This window comes from Nostoc sp. C057 (genome assembly GCF_013393925.1).
Classification (GTDB): Bacteria; Cyanobacteriota; Cyanobacteriia; order Cyanobacteriales; family Nostocaceae; genus Nostoc; species Nostoc muscorum_A.
Genome location: NZ_CP040292.1, coordinates 52,171 through 68,088 on the forward strand (window position 1 = coordinate 52,171; position 15,918 = coordinate 68,088).

Consider the following 15,918-nt stretch of genomic DNA (forward strand, 5'->3'; position numbering starts at 1 on the left):
CAGTTATCAATTATCAGGTATCAGATATTTCCATTAATTCATTCATTCATTCATAAGTTAGTTGTTTACTGATAACTGTTCACTGTTTTTACTGGTATTGTTATTCCCACTATTTTAAACTGCTTACCTAAGACAAAATTTACTAGTTTCTGACCGCTCACTAAGATTATTTTGTCGGAGCGACGAATCAATTGTTTTGATAACTGTCCAGTTATGCCAGTATGCACGAAGAATCCACCATTAGCTCCTTCTCCTTCAATACAGCATACGAAATCTTTGATGTGTTTTGGGCTAATGTAATCAGCATAACGCTTAACCTGGATTACATAAAGCTTTCCCAAAATCAACACGCGACCATCTATCCCGCCGTCACCGGTGTACCGAAAGTTGCGTTGAATTTGCCACCCCTGTTCAAAGCAGCAAGTGAGTACCAATTCCTCAAAAACGTAGGGTGATATCCTACGCAGTGTGGCGATTACTACTGGCAATTTGGCTAATTGAGTTCTGCTACGAAGCTCAAGTAATACTTGACTAGCGTACTCAATATTATTCAAGTGTTTTTTAAGCTTTTTAGGTAATCTAACCCTTGGTGTTCGCGCTGGGCTTGGTAGTAATTGCTTCTTAAAATTTTTAGCTAAGAAAGCCTTTTGGGTTGCTACTGAGCTTTGTCGTACAGGCTTGTTAAAGTTTTTAGCTAAGAAAGTCTTTTGCGTTGGTGCTGGGCTTTGTCGTACAAAATTTTGAGATGAAATGTCAGACGATTTTGTACTCTTAGGTAGTAATGGCGATTGCTTAAAACTTTGGGAACGATACTTTGACTTTGGCATTGAAGGTGGAAATAATACAAACAGCCAAGCTAGAAAAATTATTCCACCCAGTGCAAACAACAAACCAATGATTAGGATTAGTATCATTTTTATGCTCCCCTTTGATCATGGAACAGGGAGGGGAGGCAGAGGAGAGTTCAATGTGCCAAGTTCAATCCCCTCTGCTCCTCTGCCCATCAAGCTTGTGAAAAATGCGGACTTACCTGTGGATATTTCTAAATTGTGATTCTTGTTGAGAATCCTGCTGAATTTGATGATGCATATCAACAACAGATTGAATTTTATCAAGTGCCTGTAACTGTTTCTCACTTACGTTAGACGATAAAACTCCATCAGTGAGAACAGCCTCGCCGTTTTTGGCACGAACGATTACATTATCGCCAAGGCGTTCAAAATCAAAATTTGTACTTTTAAAACTCTTGGAACCATCAGGGTTATCTTTGCCCAAGATATTCAGCATTGCTTTGACACTCTGTTCAATTGCTTGACCTTTAACATCCTCAACAGCAACCCGTAGTTCAGTTCGAGTATTATCAATGGCTGACTGAACACCCATAAGGCTTTGATCAACCGTGTTTTTAACACTATCTACCTGTGTACGTATCTCTTGAGTTAAGTTACCAACTTGTTGATTGAGTTGATTTCTTACACTGTCAGTCTGATATTTAACTTCATCCTTGAAGCTAGTAATTTGTTCATTAATTTGAGATTTAAGTGAAGTAATTTCCTTTCTGAGCTTCGTTACTTCGGGTGTCAGCACATCTTTAATCCGCTCAAAAACATTCTTGGCAGTTTGTTTTACCTTGTTCTCAACCGTACCCACCCAATTTTGAAGAACCGTATTTTGAACTTGTGGTAAAAACCGTTCATTTACCTGTGACAATGCTTTTTGGGTGTTTTCAATCAACTGCTGCTGCTTCTCCAAGGATTTACTCATTTCGGCAACTTGAGCAGCTAGTTGTGATAAAGATTCGGGTGAAAGCTGTTCTGATTTGATACTATCTACAAGTTTTTGTTGTTCGCTTAGTTTTTTCTGCAATACTTGCACTTGTTTTCCTAAAGCTTCTACACTATAGATTCGCTCATTACTTACAACTTTATTTTTCTGTGATGCCGGAGCTAAACCTAATTTGTCAGTCAGTACTTCTCCATTTTTAATATGGAATACTTTTTCATTACCAATTTTAATAGAAATTGCACCTTGAGAATTTTTCGGGTCAGACAGAGCTTTTTTTAAGTTCTCTACTATCGTTGGTGTTAATAAGTTTTTAGAGGGTGATTCTCCCAATGTTCCTTGATAAACTTTGCTAGAGCTAGAGTAAATATGAACATCCTTGCTGGGATCTAATCCTTTTTCTTTAGCCTTTGCATGGATGAGTTTGAGGAGAGATTCTAAAAATTCTAGATAATCTCGCTTAATCTCTTTAGCTTCACCATCATCAATCATTATTTTCACCTTTGAGAATTGACTGAATTAACACATCTGGATTAATCGCTACTTCTGGCAAAATTATGCCACCGAGTTTATTAAGAACCTGTCTCCCTTCAACTTCAATGTAAGCAAATTCTCCATCAATCATCACTGTTATCGATGATGTATTTTTTTCAGCATCAGCCGGGACATAATCTTTCAGAACACCATTTAATACAAAAATGTTGGCATCATCTGCATCGCCGCTATAGACTTCAAGGCACTCAGGAAAATAGTTAGCATCAAAAGGCAAGTTATCCCAACTATCAGCAGTGTTTAAAATCTCGCTTGGATATTTATCTGCTAGGGCTGCTATATCAGGAGGGAGTTTAGCAATTTGTTTTCTGTCATAATCAGAGAACGGGTAAAACTTACTTGGCGACATGAATTTTATCCTAAGTATTTTTGACTTCCATTTTATTCCAGACAATATTTCTTTAAATCAGACTCGCATATTCTGATAATTGCTCTTGATTTTCTATCAAAGGTAACAATTTTATCGCGGAGGCTCGGCGAATTTTCATTTCTTCATCTGCTGGAGTTAAGAGAGTAGAGTTTTTAGATAAGAACTTTTGAAACTCGTACCAAGCTTTCACACTGTCAGCTTCAGATTGGATTTCATGCTGAGGAATCTTAATTGATTGCAAAATTGGCAAACTTATTTGACCACGAGAACGAAATCCGGGACTAATAATTACTGCTTTTCCTGATGGTAAAGTGTTAAATTGATTGACATCAAATAACTTGCGAGTACTGTTTTGGTCAGAATTAGAAATGCTTGCACCACCCTTGCCTCCTGATGAGCGAGAACGTTGCTTGTATTTAATTTCTTCTTCACCTAAAAACTTACTAAATCGTTCGGCGGCGACATCATCTTGGGGATTAAAGAATGCTTTGGTCGCACAACCACCAAATATTGCATTAGTTGTGTTTTCACCATAAGATTCAATCAGCATTGAGAGATTTTGTAAACCTAAGATAGAAATTAGTCCATCCTCGCGGTTCTGATTCAGCCAATCAACCAGTGCTGGTAAATAAAGAGTAGGTAATTCATCAATCCCCAACACCAAAGGACAAGTACGTTTGTTAGCTACATTCCGACTAACTAATAAATGCAGAATCGAGACAAGCAAAGGGGCAATTACATCACGCTTTTCTTTGTTCATCCCGAATACCACCATCTGCCGTCCCTTCAAATCCAAAGGAATATTGGTTTTTCCACAGAACGCTGCTAATGCCGAGGGAACCATAAAACGGCTGAACAATCCGCTAGCTGTACCCACAATACTAGCTGCTGTTTCTGGCGACCCTGCAACAGATACAAACTGTGCGAAAGCCTCTCTAACCATGAAGTTTAGATTTTCTGCTTGCTCTATGCGCTTAACTAACTTTGGCAATCCTAGTATCGCTTGGCACATCATAATATCTGGATACTCTGTGCCCTTTGCCAGCATAAAGACGGCTTGGACTAACTGATCTCCAGCATTGGTGAAAAAGCTATTTCCAGAATCTTTATCACCCAATTGAAAGTTGCGATTGAGTGTAATTGCAAGCTGCCGCGCCATCTCTGAGTCTTCATTGCTACGAAGAAAGTCTATAGGGTTGGCAACTGCTGATTCTGCAAAGCCTGGGGCAAGTACGGTAACTTGATAACCGCGAGAGAGCGCATACCCTGCCAGTATTGGCGCTTGCCCCTTGGCAACTGCTGTGGCTGATTCTTGCTGTGCGTACTTGAAATCATAAAGGGCGATGGGTAGCCCCTGATCTACTGCGGAGCGGATCAGGGGATTAATCATTGAAAATGACTTTCCACTCCCCGGCCCACCACAAACTAGGATGCCTCGCTGTGCTTCTGGGAAGTAAAGGGTTTTTGAATCTTCAGGGATACTCGTTTTCCTAATTCCATCGATAATCTGACTCTTTATATTCTTGGGAGTGCCAACATATAAAGATACTCGGTTATGCAAGCGGCTTGTAATTTGCTTAATCGCCAGTTGACGAGCGGCTTTTTTCTCCACCGCGCCGCCCCACCTCGCGGTCGCTAGCTTGGCAATACCTCCCCTACTATCGATGATTTTGGCGATTACAATCACCGCACCACAGGCGATTACCCCTAACCCGGCGGGGGATAACAGAGCCGATTCAATACCTGGGGGAATAAATTGATTTGGCTTAACTTCTGTCTTAGGAGTCCCTGTCATCGCCCAGTGCCCACGATAACCAAATCATTCTCACTCACGGGCAACCAGGGAACTGGCCCAATGAAGTAAGGGGTGCAAGTTTTCTGCTGAAATGGCGGTCGCGCACAGATCCTAAAGAACAAGCCAAAGTCGGCAGTCCCCTTCGATTCATTAACTCCAGTTAGCGCTACTTTGAATCCACTACCATAAACCAACCGCCCCGTGGGTTCCTTGCCCCCATTCACGGCGGCTAGAATTCCATAACCACCCTTGACTTGTTGGGATGAACCAGATGCCCAACGCTTACCATACAAGCTACCTTCAGAACCGACAAAATCACCCATTTCTAAGTATGAGCATTCCTTGTCGGGAGGACAGGCGACTGTTAAAGTGCGGTCGCCTCTGACAACGCTACCAGATACAAAGTAATTGTTACCTGCCTTTGCATCGCCTTTTTCAGCCGTCCCAAGTACAACCGACGCGATACCCACAACGTCTATCCCAGAGCTAATAGGCTGAGGCATTTTATCAAAGGGCACTTGACTTAATTTAGGAATTTGATTCACATAAGCTTGCTGCCATGATTCAAACTTTCCTAGCTGAGTTTTGGTCAATCCAGGAATTGAATTAAGAGAATACTTACTTAGATCAATCTTGTCTAGCGTCAAATCTGCGGCTTGAGGATTTGAACTGATAGCCTGAGAAATAGTGCCGCCGCCGCCGCCGCCATTCTTGGAGAATAGATCGGCTAATGGGGGAACTTCTGATAGGCTCAAATTGCTTAATTCAGGCATTGCTTTAACTAATGTTTTTGGCGTTTGCCATTGCATTAATCCAAAGTCTTTGAGGGTGGGTTTGGTGGTTGTGGCTGTAGTGGGCAAAGCCACCGTGTCAATGGCCTTTAAGCTCAAGGCAGACATCTTAAAAGCATCATCTGCATCGCCCAGCATCACAACAGAATCTACTTTTTGCCCTGCTGTCCACGAACGCGAGGGATCGTATCCAAAAACTGAAATCAGGTTTTTAGGTATCTTTAAAAATCCTGGTTGCTGGATGGCAGGCAAAGTGTCCCACGTAATTTTCGACCAATCTGGGGCAGCCGTTTTGTACAAGCCTTGGGAATGCTCAATTGTTGGGGTAGTTGTCGGTGTCTGTGCGATTGAGGCAGAAAGGGGAACCAGGGAGGCGATCGCAGTCAGTAGAAAGAGTTTAGATTTCATTATTTTTTTTAAGTAATTGGTCGCTTGCATTTATCTAATTCTTTGCGAATAAACTTAACAAAATTACTCATAATTGCCCCCATTCAAGTAATTGGTTAAAAGTGGTTTTATCGACCTGAGAAAGTGAAATCGCCTCATCTCTAGTCTTGCCACGCCGTAACAATTTAATTGCATCTTGTACCTTGTTCCAGGTGGTAGATCCGGGTTTAACTTGACCTTTGCGCCCAGCTTCTGCTAGCCCAAAAGCGAGAGCATTAGCATCGTTTCTCTGAATCGCACCATTTAGCGTAGTCCCAGGATTGGGGCGCATTAAGGCAACAGGTTGAGGCAGAGGGACTTTTATTGTTTGTGGTGGCGGCGAGGGCTGCGGGAAGTCTGATGGCGCTGATTGCGGCTTTTGAACTGTTAGGGGAAGTGGCGTTCGCGGATGCGTAATTGGCAGGGGTCGATCCGAGTCCGATTTAACTACCAAGCTCGTGTAAGCTGGGTTGCCAGTAGCAGGGACTATCTTAAATTGATATTGTTTTTCATTGGTAAGCACTGTAATTTGAGTGCTTCCATTACTGCTAGAGGTAACAGGAAACTTGATCGGGTCAATCTGGCGAAGAAAGATTACAGTCGCTTTACCTCCTGCACATTCAGAATCGCCGCCTGATGACTGGCATAAACCACCGTTTGAGGTAAATGCGAAGCGACTTGGATCGCCAATCCAAACTTGCTTGATAGTTTCCCCAGTGGACATCAAATTAATAGTTAATCCATAGCCTTTCCACACCTTTAATTCGATAGCGTTGGAGTTTGCATCATTCTCGTAAACCGTTCGGATGGGCATTGCTACCACGCTTGAGGCAGTAGCTATTAAGAAGCTTGTAACAATAGCGAGTTTATTTAACATTTTTCCATTTTTACTGGGAACAGGGAAGATAAATTATTGTTGTAGCTTTTTTATAAGAGCAATAATCATTCGGCGGTCATTATCTCAATCTCATGTTAAAAACCATCAGTTTTTCCTGTTCCCTGTTCCCTCATAACGATATTGTTTGATTAACGAATATTTGCACTGGCTTACCAACATCGATCACAAATACTTCTTCTCTACCGCTTAACTGCTGAGAACGGGCGACATTTGAACTTTTGATATTATCGAGAACGCTATTAAATGCACCCTCTCCAAAAGCGGCAGATAGGTCTTTTTGCTCGTTGGTAGTGGAGCTAGTAGAGAAGCCATTAGAGTTACTGCTGACTTGAGTTATGGGGCGATTCTGTACTTCGGCTGCTTTGGCGACTCCCGCAACAATAGCAGAGATGAAATTATTGCCCAGATTACTGCCTCTGCGAGACTCTGCTTTTAAGAAACCACCATCCTTGGCCATTATCAGAACGGCATTTTCTGGGAGTTGCTTTTCTTGCGTATCGCCGTTTATATTGACCAACACTGAAACACCGCGCAGTTTGGCGAAACCCGAACCATTCGACTCTGCTAGTTGAACAACCAGATAAGCGCCCACAGGTAGTACGTCCCTACCATCTGAGGCTTTTAAAGGTTTTGTTAGTTTCACCAAGTAATTCTGGTTGCCAGCGTCACCAGTGCCCCAAGCGATCGGCGTTTCTAGCCTACCCTCTGCGGTGCTGCCAACGAGTACGCGAAGAGCGTTGTAATTAATGCTAGTGTTCTGGGCGACTTGCTTTGCTCCTCCCGTACCTCCTTCAATTCCAGTAGTCTTGATGGGTTTTTCGCTTTCTGATTCATCGACTGAACTCCTGAAACTGCCAGCGTTTGCAGCGATAAGCCATTGCTGAGTGGGGTCTTGGGTGGGGGCGTTGGTTGCAGTCGTTGGGAACGCCAAAGGAGATTGTCTACTCGGCTGGGCAATTTTGGGCTGGGGCTGGGGAATAGATACTCTAGCCTGGGGGAAAGTGAAGGGCGCTGTCGGCTGACTGGCGACTGGGTAAGAACGTTGTCGGCGCTGCACTGGTTGCATCGGAGGGGTAACGGGTGCGATTGGGGCTGGGGCTAAGGTTGCGCTAGGGGTAGGCGTTGGGCTAGGCAAGCGATCGCGAATCTGCTTTAACTCGTTATTTTGGCTAGTCAGGGCAAGCGCTGTTTTATCCTTGCCCGTCTCATTTTCCGGCTCTGCTAGGGGCGTTTGCTCTTCTGTAGGGGGTTGCACAATGTCCTTAGAAAACTTCAGCACATTCATTGAGTTGCCTAGCATTGCCCCAATGAGCGCCACGAAGATAAAGCAAATTAGGGCAATAACGCCCATTTTTAAGAGTGGAGATTGCGAGACTGTTCGAGCAGTAACAATTTCTTCTGGAGCGGGATTCTGTTCTGCTTGAATTGAATCATTAGCGTGAGAAGTTTTAGCACCGTTCATCGCGGCAAAATCTTGCTCTTCTATCTCAATAGTTGCCTCTGGCAAAGCTGATTGGGTGTTCTTTTTCATAAATCTAAATCTTGGATTTTGTAAATTTCCAGCCCCGCTTTACGAACCCTTGAGGCGGTTTCTTGAACATCGGACGCAAATCTAGGCAGGGCAGCCGTATCAATCGCCCTGACGAATATGGTTTTGTTGAAAGCGATGGGCTTGCCGACTAAATTGCTGCCTTGGAAAACAACAATCTCTGCAACCATATCTACTTTCCATTGCCCATCCTTAATCCGAGTCGGCTGACTGATTAGGCTAACTTTTAGGATTGATTGCGTAGACCCATTAAAGACATCGGGCGGCGTAAGATTACTTATCTCCTCAAGGAATGGTGCGCGAAAATCTTCTGACAACGCAAAACCTGAAGCCCATACACTAGTAGTAATCTTGCCTTTTGATGTTGATACCCCAGTATCCAACTTTAACTGTTTGGTGGGGTCTATCTTGTAATCATCGCTTGGCTTTGGTAGAGCATTCCAACTTAAAAGTCCGGTCATTGTCTGCCCGACAAAATGCGTAATAGCTTGCGGCGAACGCTCCAAGCTGCCTATAGGAATAACTCTGATAGATTCGCCGTCAGACAATTCTACCAAGGTCGAAGCTTTCGTTTTAGAAATTGTTGCTATCCGAGCAAAATTGACAATTTCTATGAATAATAAAAGCATTAATAAAACCGCATTGACTATTAAGAAAATTGGGGTGAAATTTAGCTCTTTTCTCTCTAATAATTTCATCTCCTTAACCCCACCGAGAATTTAACCCCACTAGTGAAAGCTGAAAATACAGCCATTCCGCCACCAGTACCTATGGCTACCGCAAGTAATGGCGAGAAAATGGCTTGCAGTAGTTGCAATAGCAAAGGATTGCTGGAAGGCTTGGAGACTATTGCGCTGGCAATAATACCTACAGTTATCGAGTACGAAATCAGAACCAATGTCAGCCCTAACCAGCCAGCAAGCCAAGCATAAATAGGCTTGCTTTGGAAAGGCAGTAAAGATAGAACTAGGAAGATTGGGGCAGCGAATGCAATCATTAAGAATGACAGTTGGACGATGTACTGAAAAGCTGCCGATACCCCACTGAGAATGACATAAACAAAACCTTGGATTGCGCTATTGATTAGTTCGCCACTAAGGTCTAAGGGGTTCCAACTTCCGACTCCAGAACCCGCGCCAGTCTTTTCTCTAGCTTTCTGCGCGTCTTTTCGTGTATTCTCCACAGCCTGTTTGATACAAGCTTGTTTCTCGCTCAATTCTTCACCTTCCTTCTTTTCGTTGTTGAACTTTTCGCACTTAGCTAAGGCTATCTGCGCGGCTAAGACAAAGCTTTGGTCAGCGTTTACATTCCGTATAGCATCTCTCAAATTGACCCCATTTCTCGTAATATTTAAAATACTCCTGTTTAGTCCGGTCGATACGTTTTTTAATGCGACTGTTGTGTTTGCTAAGAGGAACCCATTATTACTAAGCATTACAATTACTAGCAACGGTAAAACCATCTCGGCTATGAAATCATAACCAAACCCTTCTTCTGCATACTTCCTGTACCAACCAAATGATGCAAAGCCAATCATCACAACAGCCGCGAGAGTAGAAACGGCGACGACAGCCGTATAAATTGGGCTTGTTCCAGATGCTAATTCTAGCCAATCATTCTCAAACGATTTATAGATTAGGTCTGCGCCTTCGATAGCGCCTTCGACTATTTCGCCTGAATTCGTAGTCCCCGTATCTTCTCCAGCTTTTTGCCCTGTCGTTTGGGCAAAAAGAATAACTAAGAACGTTATCATTTGAGTTATCGTAACGTTATTGTGACTCGATTATTGATTCTTCCAGAATGAATCGTTAGCGGCAGCAGATTGGATTATCTGGCGAGTAGCGGCGTTAGATTCCTGATCCTTCGCCGCAGCTTGCTCATCAAGCCTGTTTGAAATATCGGCAAGGTTAATATTTGCAACAGCCAAGGAACGGGATTGCTTTTGTGCTTCTGAGTGGATAGACTTGGCAATCACAACATTTTGCAAGTTTTGAATAGCGACCTTTTTAAGAATGTCTTGGGTAATAACATCCTCTTGGGCGGCGGCAGCATTTTCGCTTGATTGAGCAGTGGCATCATTAGTTATTGCTGCCTCTTGCGATTGCACTCGTTGACCCTCAACTCCTAGTACTGATTCTGACTGACCGCGTGTATATTGCTGGTTCCAATCCTTGATAGCATTGTCGGCTTGAATGCGCGGATCTAATATCAGCAAATTGCCTTCTTGTTTCTCAATCACTTTCTCAATATTCTTACCAGCTTTTAGGGGATCAGGAATACCCAAATCACCAACACTAGATTCAATTGCCTGGGTTAATTCAGCTTCTAACTTGCCCAAACTTTTAGTAAATTCTTTCTGATAATTACTAATGTAAGTCTGCAAGCTACTATAGATTTGTTGGAATTGAGTCAAAAAAGATTGGTTTTGACTAGCTTGAGCATTAGCAGGGAGGCTAGAAAAGGATATCAAAATTGCTGCGCCTGAGATTGCGATCAATCGGTTGGTATTCAAGATACAAGTCCTCTAGGGCTACTACAAAAGGTTTTTTAGTACAAAGAGATTTTACGGTCGCTTGCTTTTTTGCTAAATCAAAAGAAACAGCTTGAACCATTAATGTTTTAGGTGATTCTTCCTTATTTAATAAACTGGTGAAGAAGGAATCATCGAAAGGCAAAGCATTAGGCGGAAGGGTAGAAGCAGGGGATCGAAAAAGCATGACATAAGCACCTGGGTCGGCGGATTCAGAGTTTATCCCCGGTTGCTCTAATCCACTCAATCGCTTATTTTGATATTTCAATGCTCTCAGGCTGGGGGAGCGCTTGATGGCATCCTCGCCCAATTCTATGTACACGCCACAGCCATTCTTCGCTTCGCTAATAAGCTTTTCGTATTGAGCTTGGTTGTATTGCCATACTTGAAAGCCGACTATTGACACGACACCTGCTAGTATTGCCAGCAATAGCTTCGTATGAATGACTGATGATAGAACTTTCATAATGGTTTTCCCTGTTTGATGCACTCGACATAATATTTAGAAAATTCTGCCACCCAGGTGAACTTGTCGCTGTGAATTTTCTTGAATTTATCTCGCGTGGCTTGTTCTTCTCTGCTATTGGCAACCAATGCCAGCAGGGGATATGAGGGATAATAGCGACAGCGCACATACTTGTTGTTGTAGTCGAGCAACCACAACGTATATAGCTGCTGAATATTAGGGACAAAGCTTTCGTTTTTATCGATAATTTCTCTAGGGATGCCCAGCAACTCAGAGAAACTATTAGCCGCGCCTGGGACAATACGCCCAATCAACCGCAATGGCATATTTTGTAATATTTGTTCTCCCGCCTCCGATTTAGCAATAGAAATGACATCCTGTGCCGCCAGAAACACCCGACAGCCTTGCTTTCGAGCCGTAGCGCATTTACGACCTGCAAGCCGTGATAATGCAGAAAATCCTAGCAATACGCTAGCCTCATCCATGAAAAATACACTATTGGGCGAGGAGAGGGATTGACGGGACGCGGCGATATATGCACTCATCCCGAACACTTCTGCATCCTTTCCTGATTGCAGATTAGTCAGTGCAAAGGTAATCAACTGGCTATCAGCCTGGAAGGTTGAAGGCTTGCAGATAGCGCTACCAATGCTACTAGCTTGCCAGTACTGTAACCGCAAGCGGATGTAATTTAACGCTTTTTCTACATTGTCGTCCTGATAGCCTAAATAAATGTACGCAAGCGAGAAGAATTTCTCCATATCTGCCAATGTCGGGGTATCCGCCCACTCTGGGGTGTTTATCCCTGCTTTTCGCGCTAATTCAAATCGCTCCTTGATGTCGGCATCTTCGTAAAAGGCTTTTGTACCTAAAGGGATTACAGATTCTATAGTTTGTGATAACAACCCATCAAACTTTTGCGTTCCTAAAACTAATTGAAGTACGATTAAATTAATATCATTTCGATGGGCTTTTGTCCTTTCCTCCCACTCCGACTCAGGAATCTTTGATAGGTCTAGCGGTTGTACAAGATTGTTTGATTCCTTTGAGATATCAAAGTAAAATCCATTAAAGTAGGGCGTGAAGTCTCCAAAGGTTCCTGAACCATCATCATTTGGCAAGTCAATCATTAATACTGACATTCCCAACGCCAAGCATTGATAAATAATAGAGGCGATGATTACCGATTTCCCACTCCCGGTAGTGCCGATTACCATCATGTTTTTCGGCTTTGACAGGTCAATATGAACCGAGGATTGACCCTCGTCAGCAATTAATTCAAAGCCTTGTTTATCACCGTGCGCTGTTTGAACGACTGGCGTTAAACCAATTACTTCACTGGCAAAGAAAGTGGCGCGTCTGTTGAAAGGAAAAGTCAGCTGCGGTCGCTGTCTCAACAGCAAAGTGTCAAGCCAGATTGACCATGTATATTGCATTTCTCTAATCAACTCGGCAGGCTGATTGATATACCCTGAAATCAGTCTGCAAGCGTCGTCGATTTCTTCTGGAGAGTTACGATAAACAAGGATTATGACAGCTACATTTTCCGGGACATCACCCGTGTAAAGCTGCTTCTGAGCATCGACTGACCGCTCCGTATTAATTTGCGCTCCTACGTCAATAGTCTTTTTGCTGGCGCTAGCGGAGGCATTTATTGACCGCCTCGTAATCAATTGTTGGGTAAGCCTAATCATTTTTTGATCGGCTGGGCTAATCTCTGTTATTATCTCGACATCATAAATAACCTCGCGTGAGAATACGTCCCATAAAAAGCGTATTTGCTGATAGGTTGAAGCAAATACTTCTGGTTTTTGGGCAAGCGTCATTACGCCGATATACTTCTTTTTGTCAGTACTCTGGTGGGGCAAACATACCCATCGTCTATCAGCATGAGGTATGCCGTTATTCAGAAGTACGGATGTCGCGTGTAATTGGTCGTTATACCACGATGGGTTGGGCGCGGCTTCGTTAATCTCCTCCCTTAATTCACCAGTATCATAAACCAAGGTATGGGGCACTTTTACAGCCTTTGCACCCATTCTATCAACTAGGTCGCCCCACAATTGCTTGTCTGATTTTGGCGATGGGAACAAGCCCATCTCAGATAGTATTTGTTGATGCCGCAAAGAGACAATTATCGCTTTTTCAAGAACTTGAATTAAGTTTTGAAGAGTGAGTTCGGTCGCTCCTGTTGGGGTGAATTTGCGCTGTAAAAAGTTTGCCAGCTTAACTATCGCTCTATCTACCGCGTCACCACCTTCGGTACCTCCTGGGCGGACAGTGAAAGTTGTGTAAATACTGAGCTTGATATCCTTGCGCTGATGGTTACGTGTGAGTTCCTGCATTCGGGCAACTTGCCCCCAATCAAGAAACTCACTCTCAGGAGATACAGGGCTAGCTAGCCTCTGGCGATAGCTTTCAATCACTTTGTCTTCATCGCAAAACGAAGACCAACGAAAGGTGAATTTCTCACCCTCGGAGAACTCTTTACAGCCGTTCTCAAAAGCCTTGGCCATCGCCTCTAGTCTCTCTGATGAATTAAACAGTGGGTGAAAGCCAGTGCATTCATATCCAAATACTAATTGCAGCGTGTTGTTAGTGTCGCTTACTTGTTTTTTGCTCAATAAGTAAGCTCCGATTTGATAGTTCCCCTTTTTTAATTTTACTAAAGTTGCTAAGTCTAAAAAGTCTTCAAAGGGTACTATTTTTTGATTACGAATGCTGCTTTTTACCATAGTTTAGGCATCCCCTTTGAACCCGCCCTTTTTTTGTTTTGGGGCGAAGAATATCTGACATAGCCACGAGTGAAAACTGGAACGCTTGGGAACACTCTTGACCAGAACAAGTAAGGACGTTTGCCAGATAAAACTATCACCGTAGCACTCAACCAAACACCAGCCAGCAGTCCCCAAACTATTCCTGCCCCAAACATAATCGCTATGATGAAGCCCACGCCAAACATAAACAAGGCGACTGCAAACTGAAAGCCAGTAAAAATACCTATTGTTGCATTTTGACCAAGTGACTGATTCACCCGTTTCATGGGCGATTTATTGTACTCGCTCATCACTAACAAGCGGCTGTAACGCCGTTAAATAAAATACTTTGAGCAATCCAAAGCACCAGGATTATGAAAAACACGCCTACCGGCTGTTGAACCATCTGCGTTACTTCCTGTCCTTCACCAATGCCGTTGGCAACCTTAAGCCCAGAAGCTACAAAGTATACAAACAAAAGCACTGTGATGGTTGCATTTATAACTGCCGGAAGTGCTTTAATGGCAGTACTAGCTGCCGCCGCACCACCGCCACCAATACCTCCAGCGCCGCCGAACATACAAGTCATTGCTGTCTGAGCCGAATCGAACAAGCCCCATCCATAAGAGGGCATTGACTGCATGACAATGATTGTCGCCGTACCGGCAGCGTTTATGTGATGCTGATACTTGCGCCCAATCGCTGCGAGTGTCTTAGCAAGAACTTGAGATTGTGTTCTTCGCACAGAATTATTAGATGCCAAGTGAATTTCTCCTTATAAACATAAAAATTACTTTTTCGAGCCTCTTTGAAGAAATTCATTCTCTATGTCAGCTAAAGTATGCTCTCTAGCTAGTGAGCGAATTTCTTGAAGGGGAGCAATATGATACTTGTATAGCTTGCTCATGCCATTCAGACCACCTGTTTTTTTGTTGGTGAATTTCTTGAACTCTGGCAAGTATTTCCGAGCGATATTCAAATATGCTTGTAGTTGTCTTGCAGAAACCTTTGGCTTTAACATCGCCGCAACTTCTGGTCTTGTTAGTTCTTCATTTTGCCAAGTTTTCCCCCCTATCCCCATGATTCTGAGAACTTCTTGCAACTTCTGACTATACATAAAATACCCCGCCTTTTTCGTGGCGGGGGAGTGTCATTTTAAAAAATATTAGCGGTCATAAAAAACTGGTTAAAGATAAGAATTGAGCGCTTTTCCTTCCCGTTCCCACTTTTCATCTAAAAGACGACAAGCTACGCGAACAACATTCTGAGGATTCCGTTTATGTTCTCCTGGCATATTCCAGTTTCGGGTAGTGTATTCACTTTCGTACCCCAAAACCAGGGCAAGCTCCCGATAACTTAATTTCCACTTCTTCTTAAACTCTATTGGGTGCATAGTATTTATTTGATACTTGCATAAGGAACTTATTTAATATTTATAACATAATTAATTAGTCAAATCTTTATGATTTTGTGTCAAAGGATAAATAATCTTCTTATATTTATTTATCTTAATATTTTGATAAAAGATATTAGCTATCATCGGATTTATCTAATTTATCTATAATAGAGATATTCTCTTTTAATCAATCATTTTTATGTCCAACACAGATGCTAATTTTCAGCAACTATTTCAATCCAAAAGTCAAGTTAATAAAGATAACGAAAATCCCACGTTATCAGTCAATCGCCTAACTCCCACTGATGACCAAATCAAAGACTGGCTACAGTCACCACAAATCAAACAGTGGCTTACAAAACTACTAATGGGCATACCGAATAATCTCAAGATAGAAGCGATAAATACCATCATCAAAAATGTTATACAAAATCCAGACAAAGACTCTCGAGTACAATTCGGTAGTTCAACTATTGGAGTTGATGTTTTACGGTGGCAGCTTTGGGCATCCTATAAATTACCTTACGCCACTGGAATCAAAACTCCTGATTGCCCCTACACTTTGAAGGAACATTTGGGTACTCCCGACTAACTTCCCAGATCACAT

General features: G+C 42.8%; 17 protein-coding genes. 1 reads left to right on the forward strand and 16 read right to left on the reverse strand.

From position 1 onward, the window contains the following. Positions 1 to 65: 65 nt before the first annotated feature. From FD724_RS39660 to FD724_RS39735, 16 genes are all read right to left on the reverse strand, one after another. A complete protein-coding gene (locus FD724_RS39660; RefSeq protein WP_163939347.1) occupies positions 66 to 914 on the reverse strand; it encodes a restriction endonuclease in 849 nt (282 codons plus the stop codon). Between the two features lie 112 nt (positions 915 to 1,026). Further along, positions 1,027 to 2,274 (reverse strand): hypothetical protein, encoded by a 1,248-nt coding sequence (locus FD724_RS39665; protein WP_179077003.1) that lies wholly within the window; start codon positions 2,272 to 2,274, stop codon positions 1,027 to 1,029. Further along, complete coding sequence (locus tag FD724_RS39670; RefSeq protein WP_179077004.1) at positions 2,267 to 2,683, reverse strand: hypothetical protein; 417 nt, start codon at positions 2,681 to 2,683, stop codon at positions 2,267 to 2,269. The genes FD724_RS39665 and FD724_RS39670 overlap by 8 nt, the downstream gene beginning before the upstream one ends. A gap of 52 nt (positions 2,684 to 2,735) precedes the next feature. Continuing rightward, positions 2,736 to 4,499 (reverse strand): type IV secretory system conjugative DNA transfer family protein, encoded by a 1,764-nt coding sequence (locus FD724_RS39675; RefSeq protein WP_179077005.1) that lies wholly within the window; start codon positions 4,497 to 4,499, stop codon positions 2,736 to 2,738. After that, positions 4,496 to 5,698 (reverse strand): hypothetical protein, encoded by a 1,203-nt coding sequence (locus FD724_RS39680; RefSeq protein ID WP_179077006.1) that lies wholly within the window; start codon positions 5,696 to 5,698, stop codon positions 4,496 to 4,498. The genes FD724_RS39675 and FD724_RS39680 overlap by 4 nt, the downstream gene beginning before the upstream one ends. Before the next feature lie 67 nt (positions 5,699 to 5,765). Beyond that, the gene (locus tag FD724_RS39685; protein ID WP_179077007.1) at positions 5,766 to 6,593 is read right to left on the reverse strand and encodes a hypothetical protein; all 828 of its coding nucleotides are present in this window, start codon (positions 6,591 to 6,593) and stop codon (positions 5,766 to 5,768) included. A 130-nt stretch (positions 6,594 to 6,723) separates the two neighbouring features. Beyond that, on the reverse strand, positions 6,724 to 8,145 hold the full coding sequence (locus tag FD724_RS39690; protein ID WP_179077008.1) for a hypothetical protein: 1,422 nt from the start codon (positions 8,143 to 8,145) through the stop codon (positions 6,724 to 6,726). Further along, on the reverse strand, positions 8,142 to 8,861 hold the full coding sequence (locus tag FD724_RS39695) for a hypothetical protein (protein ID WP_179077009.1): 720 nt from the start codon (positions 8,859 to 8,861) through the stop codon (positions 8,142 to 8,144). The genes FD724_RS39690 and FD724_RS39695 overlap by 4 nt, the downstream gene beginning before the upstream one ends. Next, the gene (locus FD724_RS39700) at positions 8,858 to 9,916 is read right to left on the reverse strand and encodes a hypothetical protein (protein WP_179077010.1); all 1,059 of its coding nucleotides are present in this window, start codon (positions 9,914 to 9,916) and stop codon (positions 8,858 to 8,860) included. Before FD724_RS39700 ends, FD724_RS39695 begins: the two co-directional genes overlap by 4 nt. A gap of 30 nt (positions 9,917 to 9,946) precedes the next feature. Further along, positions 9,947 to 10,675, reverse strand: coding sequence for a hypothetical protein (locus FD724_RS39705; RefSeq protein ID WP_243458605.1), 729 nt, complete (start codon positions 10,673 to 10,675; stop codon positions 9,947 to 9,949). Beyond that, positions 10,617 to 11,159, reverse strand: a complete 543-nt coding sequence (locus FD724_RS39710) for a hypothetical protein (protein WP_179077011.1) — start codon at positions 11,157 to 11,159, stop codon at positions 10,617 to 10,619. Before FD724_RS39710 ends, FD724_RS39705 begins: the two co-directional genes overlap by 59 nt. Next, the gene (locus tag FD724_RS39715; protein WP_179077012.1) at positions 11,156 to 13,894 is read right to left on the reverse strand and encodes an AAA family ATPase; all 2,739 of its coding nucleotides are present in this window, start codon (positions 13,892 to 13,894) and stop codon (positions 11,156 to 11,158) included. Before FD724_RS39715 ends, FD724_RS39710 begins: the two co-directional genes overlap by 4 nt. Further along, positions 13,888 to 14,226: a hypothetical protein gene (locus tag FD724_RS39720; protein ID WP_163934752.1), complete on the reverse strand. Its 339-nt coding sequence runs from the start codon at positions 14,224 to 14,226 to the stop codon at positions 13,888 to 13,890. The genes FD724_RS39715 and FD724_RS39720 overlap by 7 nt, the downstream gene beginning before the upstream one ends. 2 nt (positions 14,227 to 14,228) lie before the next feature. Next, positions 14,229 to 14,678 (reverse strand): hypothetical protein, encoded by a 450-nt coding sequence (locus FD724_RS39725; RefSeq protein WP_256874816.1) that lies wholly within the window; start codon positions 14,676 to 14,678, stop codon positions 14,229 to 14,231. Positions 14,679 to 14,705: 27 nt separating this feature from the next. Next, positions 14,706 to 15,032: a hypothetical protein gene (locus FD724_RS39730; RefSeq protein WP_228058605.1), complete on the reverse strand. Its 327-nt coding sequence runs from the start codon at positions 15,030 to 15,032 to the stop codon at positions 14,706 to 14,708. A 69-nt stretch (positions 15,033 to 15,101) separates the two neighbouring features. After that, a complete protein-coding gene (locus FD724_RS39735; protein WP_012412959.1) occupies positions 15,102 to 15,308 on the reverse strand; it encodes a hypothetical protein in 207 nt (68 codons plus the stop codon). A gap of 202 nt (positions 15,309 to 15,510) precedes the next feature. Between FD724_RS39735 and FD724_RS39740 the strand changes: the two genes are divergently transcribed. After that, positions 15,511 to 15,903 (forward strand): hypothetical protein, encoded by a 393-nt coding sequence (locus tag FD724_RS39740; RefSeq protein WP_163934755.1) that lies wholly within the window; start codon positions 15,511 to 15,513, stop codon positions 15,901 to 15,903. The last annotated feature ends 15 nt before the right edge of the window (positions 15,904 to 15,918 follow it).